Raw genomic sequence first — 5852 nt, 5'->3', positions numbered from 1 at the left:
TGATGTGCTGGCTGTACCGGCCTCATCGCGCCCACAGGTCGCACATTTGCACGCCGTCAATGAAACGGGAAGATGTAGTTCATCCATGCCGCCATGCGCAGGAGAATCTTGCGCATCGTGGCAATATGCGGAAAGTGCTTGCTGTACAGCGCCGCCTGGCCATAGGCACCTCCCGGCATCTGCTTGGCGTACTGGGCGAACGCCGGATCGTCGATCTCGATGATCACCGGCACGCGCCCGGGCGGGGGCGAACCGGTGTAGCTGACCAGGTTGCCGGAGGGCTGCACCTGACCTTCGCCAATCACCGCGATGACATTCTTGACCCTGCCGCGAAAGACCTTGCCCGGAATGCCGTCGAAGGCCACTTCCGCTTCATCGCCCGGCACCAGGCGCAACAAGCTGTTCTGGCGCATCCAGGCGGCGAAGTATTGGCCTTCGTCAGGGATGAACACCATTGACGGGCGCAGCGGCAAGGCACTGGCCATCATCCCCGCGCGCAGCGATACATGGGTGACATAGCCCTTGCTTGGCGCCCGTACCACGGTGCTGTCGAGTTCGAACTGGGCGTTGTCCAGTTGCGCCTGCAGGTCGTCGACCCGGGCGATGGCCGCTTCCTGCTCGCGGCGGGTACCGAAGTTGCGCTTGATCAGCTCGTTGATGCGGTACAGGTCGCCCCTGGCGGCGATGATCTGCGCCTTGAGCGAGCGCACACGGTGCTCGAACGGCGTCGGATCAATGCGAAACAACACATCGCCCTTCTCCAGCGGTTGGTTGCCTTTGACCGGCACCTCGATCACCTGGCCGGTCACCACCGGGATCACCGGCACCGAGACGAAATACGACCGCGCCACCTCCGAATACGGGTGGTTGTAGTTCATGGTGAAGATCAGGGCGCCAATCATGACGATGCCGCCGAGCACCGCAGTGGGCACCGTCCATTTGTTCAGCGGGATGCGAAACAGCTTGAAAATCGCCACACAGATCGCGGCGTAGGTGAGGATCAGCAACAGGTCCATGGCTCAGATGCCTTCGCCGGCATCGACAGTGGCGGATGTTCCCTCGAGGCGGTCGATGCGCTGCTGCAGCTCGACCACCTGCTGCTCCAGGCGCAGCACATGGCTTTGCGGCGACTTGCCGTCGCCAAACCCCCAGCCGCGATCTTCGCGATAGAGCATCGCCCAGATCCACAGGAATGGCCACAGCGCATGCAGGGTGAACAGGCTGACCCAGCCAGTGGCGTGGATCGCGTCCTGGTGCGGGTGGTTGCGGTGCACGGCGATTTCATAAGGGATGTCGTGCAACACAATGATCCCGTAGAACAGCACCAGGCCGACAAAAATCAACAAACCCAAGGCGAAGTAATCAAGCATGATTGCTTACCAGCGCAGCGCTGTGAGAAGTGGCTTGAGTGTAGTTCACCCAACGCCTTGGCAACCGGCAGGTCACCCATACCGTTGGTCGTGCCACAGGGTCGGGGCGCGGCTCAAGGCCAACGACTCACGCAAGTGCCGCAACGGCCATAGCAAGGCGGCGAAGACCGTCGTTGCGGCGACGGTCTTCGTGGCTTTCAGATCAAGGCTTGGCTTCATCCCCGCCGTGCGCAGCGGCCAGTGCCCGGGCTTTTTCCAGGTGGGCCTGCAGGGTCGGCAGGGCCTGGGTGGCGAAGGCCTTGAGTTCAGCGTCCTTACCGTCCTTGGCGTAATCCTGGAACAGTTCGATGGCCGCTTCGTGGGCCTTGACCTGGTTGTTGGCATAGGCCTGGTCAAAGGACTTGGCGCCGCGCAGCTCGAGGATCATGGCCTTGGCCTTGTCGATCAGGTCGGCATCGGTGGAGACCTTTATGTCCTTGCTGGTGGCCAGCACCTTGAGCTTCTGGTTGGCCGCTCGATGATCCTTGACCATCATGTCGGCGAACGCCTTGACATCACTGCTGGTGCCTTTCTCCTGGGCCAGCTTGCCCGCTTCGACCTCGGCCACGCCCTTGGCCGAGGCGTCTTCGACAAAGTCGTCGGCATCCTGGGCGGCATGGACGGCGCCGACAAGACTGAAGGCCAGTGCAAAGGCCCCGGTGCGCAAAAGTGTACTCATCATGAAAATCCTCGTCTGGGAGTGGTGCTTGGTGGTTTTTTGTGACCACTATCTGTTCTGAACCGCAGACAACGACAGAGGTTCCGGTTTTTCCAATGGAACTCACAAGTGCCGGTGGCTGCGTCCTGGACATTGAGCGACCGAACCCTATGAAGCCTGGCAAAGCGCACTTGCACGTCGGTATCTCGGGCTGGCGCTATGTCCCCGACAAGGCGCGGTTCGATGAGTTGCTCGCCCAACTGCCGCGCGCCGCTGCCCAGGCGTTGAAACTGGCGCACCTGCCCGCTTCACCACGCCAGCACCTGTAGGGAGCCTGCGGGGGAAAAAATCCGCAGCCCCGCGCCAGCGCCGACTATATTGACCTAGTCCCCGCCCGCAGCCAGAGCGCGCGCCATGCTGGATACCCATCAGCTGATCATCTGCGAACATTGCGACTGCGTGTACCAGAAGGCCAGCCTCGGCAAGCACCAGAAAGCCCTGTGTCAGTGCTGCGGCGCCGTGCTGCAGCGCTATAACGGCCTGAGCGTGCAGCAACGCCTGGCCCTGAGCGTCACTGCGCTGATCCTCTGGGTGTTCGCCAACTTCTACCCGATCATGAGCATCAGCCTCAAAGGCCTGCACAACAGCGCTACCCTGTGGGATTCGGTCAAGGCCCTGGCCACCGGGCCCATCACCTTCATCGCCCTGGTGGCGGCGATCTCGATCATCATCGCCCCGGTGTTCCAGTTGCTGTTGTTGATCTGGGTGCTCGGCTTTGCCCTGGCCGGCGGCCGCGCCCCAGGCTTCAGCCTGTGCATGCGCTGGCTGGAAACCCTGCGCCCGTGGAGCATGCTCGAGGTGTGCCTGCTCGGCGCCATGGTCGCGGTGTTCAAGCTGGCCGGCATGCTCGATGTGCTGCCGGGCATCGGCCTGCTGGCCCTGGCGGCCCTGAGCCTGCTGATATTGCGCATCGCCGGGCGCGATATCCGTGAACTCTGGGACCTGCTGCCATGAACCGCCCGCCACGCGCCGCCGAGCTCAACCTGGTGCTCTGCCACGCCTGCGGCATGGCCTGCGACAACAGCAACCAGCCGCACGAGTGCGAGCGCTGCGGTGCGCCGCTGCATGCGCACAAGCCCGATTCCCTGGCCCGTACCTGGGCCTACCTGATCGCCTCGCTGGTGCTCTACATCCCCGCCAACCTGCTGCCGGTGATGAACACCACGTTGTTCGGCAGCGGCGCCGACAGCACCATCATGAGCGGGGTCATGGAGTTCTGGGAGCACGGTGCCTGGGACATCGCCCTGATCATTTTCATTGCCAGCATCGCCGTGCCGGCGACCAAGTTCGTCGCCCTGGCCCTGCTGCTGATCACCGTGCAGCGCCAGAGCACCTGGGCGCAGACGCAACGGGCACGTCTGTACCGCTTCGTCGAGCTGATCGGCTACTGGTCGATGCTCGATGTGCTGGTGGTCGCCCTAGTGGCGGCGCTGGTCAAGTTCCAGGCCCTGGGCGACATCGCGCCACGCCCGGGCATTCTGTTTTTCGGCATGGTCGTGGTGCTGACCATGCTGGCGGCAATGAGTTTCGACCCTAGACTGATCTGGCAGCGCGACAAGGAGCAGGCCGATGACTGATACCCGCCAAGACAGCCCACAACCCGGCCAACCCGCGGTCAAGACCCGCCGTTTCAGCATCTCGCTGGTATGGATCGTGCCGCTGGTGGCCGTACTGGTGGGGTTGTCGCTGGTGGTGCACAACGTCATGCAGCAAGGCCCGACCATCGAGATCACCTTCAAGACCGGCCAGGGCCTGGAGGCCAACAAAACCGCGGTCAAGTACCGCAACGTGGTCATCGGCCAGGTCACCGCCGTGGAGCTGAGCAAGGACCAGAAGAACGTCACCGCCACGGTCAAGCTGGTCAAGCAGGCCGAAAACTTCACCCGTGAAGACGCCAAGTTCTGGGTGGTGCGCGCGCGCATCGGCGCCGGCGGCGTGTCGGGTATCGATACCTTGTTGTCCGGCGACTTCATCGGCGCTGACTCCGGCGAATCGAACACCCGCGCCAAGGCCTTCATCGGCCTCGAATCGCCACCGCCGATCACCTATGGCGAACCGGGCAAGCGCTTTTTCCTGCATGCCAGCGACCTTGGCTCGCTGGGCGTCGGCTCGCCGGTGTACTACCGCAAGATTCCGGTCGGCCAGGTAGTGGCCTACAGCCTCGACGAGAACGGCAAAGGGGTCAGTATCGAGGTGTTCATCAACGCGCCCAACGATGCCTTCGTCACCGACAACACCCGGTTCTGGAACGCCAGCGGTGTCGATGTCGAAGTCGGCGCCAACGGCTTTGCCTTTCGCACCGAGTCGCTGTCATCGGTGATCGTCGGCGGTATCGCCTTTCGCGCCCCGGACTACAGCCCCGACGATCAGGTGGCCGCCGAAGACCGCCAGTTCGAGCTGTTCGACGACCGCGCCCGGGCGCTCGCCCCGCCCCATGGCAAGGCACAGTACCTGAGCCTGCGCTTCGACCAGGCCCTGCGCGGCCTCAAGGTCGGTGCCCCGGTGGAATTCCTCGGGGTGGAAATCGGCTCGGTGGTTTCGGTGAACCTCGACTTCGACGTCGAAAAGCGCACCTTCCCGGTCAATGTCGGTATCGTCATCTACCCGCAACGCCTGGGCCGAGCCCACACCAAGCTGCTCAAGGCACTGAACCACGACCCCGACGACGAAAAGGCCGCCGCGCAATTGCTCGGCTCTTTCGTCGACAACGGCCTGCGCGCCCAGGCCCGCAGCGGCAACCTGCTCACCGGGCAGCTGTACATCGCCCTCGATTTCGACCCCAAGGCGCCCAAGGTGGTGTTCGACCCCACAGCCCGGCCGATTACCATCCCCACCGTACCGGGTAGCCTGGAGCAACTGCAGGAGCAGTTCCAGGCCATGGTCGAAAAGCTCAACCGCCTGCCGCTCGAGCGCATCGCCAACAACCTCGACGCCAACCTGGTGGAATTGCGCAAAAGCTTGCAGCAGTTCAACAGCCGCACCTTGCCGGGCGTCCAGGGCACCTTGCAGGAAGTCAGCAAGACCCTGCAGTCGGCCAACTCGACCCTGGCCGAGGACTCGCCGCAGCGCGAGCAACTGACCCAGACCCTCGACGAGCTGGGGCGCATGTCGCGCTCGCTGCGCGAGTTGGCCGATTACCTGGGACGCAATCCTGAATCGCTGCTGCGTGGCCGGCCCAAGGATGCACCCGCTGACTCGCTGAAACCTTCGTCGCGCAATTGACCGCAGGAGCACACCTATGGCGCATGCCTCCCCGTTTGCAGTGTTGAGCCTGGCGGTGTTGCTGGCCGCCTGCCGCAGCGACCCGATCCACTACCACACGCTGATCCCGCAGCAACCGGCGCCAGCCAGCAGCGTCGATATACAGCTGGAGCAGGTCAGCGTGCCGCCCCAGGTCGATCGGCCACAGGTAGTGATTCGCCAGGGCAACAGCGGCCTGGCGATCCTCGAGACCGAATGGTGGGGCGCAAGCCTCGCCGACGAGTTGCGCAATGCCCTGGTCAACCAGTTCGTCAGCAGCACTGCCCAACCGCGCCAGGGCTTGCGCGTGGAGGTCCAGCGCTTTGACTCGGTGCCGGGGCAATACGCCCTGTTCGATGCCCGCTGGCGCTTGCGTGCCGGCAACGCGGTGCTGAACTGCCGCAGCGTGATCCAGACCCCGGCCGGCACCAGCATCGACGATCTGGTGCTGGCCCACCAACAGAACCTCAAACGCTTCACCGAGC

General features: G+C 63.6%; 8 protein-coding genes. 5 read left to right on the top strand and 3 right to left on the bottom strand.

Annotation, left to right across the window (positions count from 1 at the left end):
- Positions 1-56: 56 nt before the first annotated feature.
- The 3 genes from UW3_RS0126240 to UW3_RS0126230 form a co-directional block, all read right to left on the bottom strand.
- Complete coding sequence (locus UW3_RS0126240; protein WP_010227121.1) at positions 57-1016, bottom strand: HlyD family secretion protein; 960 nt, start codon at positions 1014-1016, stop codon at positions 57-59.
- 3 nt (positions 1017-1019) lie between these two features.
- Positions 1020-1370, bottom strand: coding sequence for a DUF3302 domain-containing protein (locus tag UW3_RS0126235; RefSeq protein ID WP_010227119.1), 351 nt, complete (start codon positions 1368-1370; stop codon positions 1020-1022).
- A 202-nt stretch (positions 1371-1572) separates the two neighbouring features.
- Positions 1573-2088 carry a DUF4142 domain-containing protein gene (locus UW3_RS0126230; protein WP_010227117.1) on the bottom strand — a complete coding sequence of 172 codons (516 nt, stop codon included), beginning with the start codon at positions 2086-2088 and terminating at the stop codon, positions 1573-1575.
- Positions 2089-2237: 149 nt separating this feature from the next.
- On the opposite strand from UW3_RS0126230, the gene UW3_RS28925 reads away from it, so the two are divergent.
- From UW3_RS28925 to UW3_RS27795, 5 genes are all read left to right on the top strand, one after another.
- Positions 2238-2396 (top strand): hypothetical protein, encoded by a 159-nt coding sequence (locus UW3_RS28925; RefSeq protein ID WP_158467535.1) that lies wholly within the window; start codon positions 2238-2240, stop codon positions 2394-2396.
- A gap of 85 nt (positions 2397-2481) precedes the next feature.
- Positions 2482-3081: a paraquat-inducible protein A gene (locus UW3_RS0126220; RefSeq protein ID WP_010227115.1), complete on the top strand. Its 600-nt coding sequence runs from the start codon at positions 2482-2484 to the stop codon at positions 3079-3081.
- Positions 3078-3704 (top strand): paraquat-inducible protein A, encoded by a 627-nt coding sequence (locus UW3_RS0126215; RefSeq protein ID WP_010227113.1) that lies wholly within the window; start codon positions 3078-3080, stop codon positions 3702-3704. The genes UW3_RS0126220 and UW3_RS0126215 overlap by 4 nt, the downstream gene beginning before the upstream one ends.
- A complete protein-coding gene (locus tag UW3_RS0126210) occupies positions 3697-5349 on the top strand; it encodes a PqiB family protein (protein ID WP_010227111.1) in 1653 nt (550 codons plus the stop codon). Before UW3_RS0126215 ends, UW3_RS0126210 begins: the two co-directional genes overlap by 8 nt.
- A 16-nt stretch (positions 5350-5365) precedes the next feature.
- Positions 5366-5852: PqiC family protein (locus UW3_RS27795; protein WP_010227109.1), on the top strand; the 487-nt coding region annotated here is incomplete at its 3' end.

It is taken from the genome of Pseudomonas donghuensis (assembly GCF_000259195.1).
Lineage (GTDB): Bacteria > Pseudomonadota > Gammaproteobacteria > Pseudomonadales > Pseudomonadaceae > Aquipseudomonas > Aquipseudomonas donghuensis.
Note: the sequence above shows the minus strand (reverse complement) of the source record. Positions and strands in the feature narration are given on the sequence as shown.

What these genes read in the sequence shown, in the direction of transcription:
- UW3_RS28925 (WP_158467535.1), top strand. Translation starts at nt 2,238, where the DNA reads ATGAAGCCTGGCAAAGCGCACTTGCACGTCGGTATCTCGGGCTGGCGC.
- UW3_RS0126220 (WP_010227115.1), top strand. Translation starts at nt 2,482, where the DNA reads ATGCTGGATACCCATCAGCTGATCATCTGCGAACATTGCGACTGCGTG.
- UW3_RS0126230 (WP_010227117.1), bottom strand. Translation starts at nt 2,088, where the DNA reads ATGAGTACACTTTTGCGCACCGGGGCCTTTGCACTGGCCTTCAGTCTT.
- UW3_RS0126235 (WP_010227119.1), bottom strand. Translation starts at nt 1,370, where the DNA reads ATGCTTGATTACTTCGCCTTGGGTTTGTTGATTTTTGTCGGCCTGGTG.
- UW3_RS0126215 (WP_010227113.1), top strand. Translation starts at nt 3,078, where the DNA reads ATGAACCGCCCGCCACGCGCCGCCGAGCTCAACCTGGTGCTCTGCCAC.
- UW3_RS0126240 (WP_010227121.1), bottom strand. Translation starts at nt 1,016, where the DNA reads ATGGACCTGTTGCTGATCCTCACCTACGCCGCGATCTGTGTGGCGATT.
- UW3_RS0126210 (WP_010227111.1), top strand. Translation starts at nt 3,697, where the DNA reads ATGACTGATACCCGCCAAGACAGCCCACAACCCGGCCAACCCGCGGTC.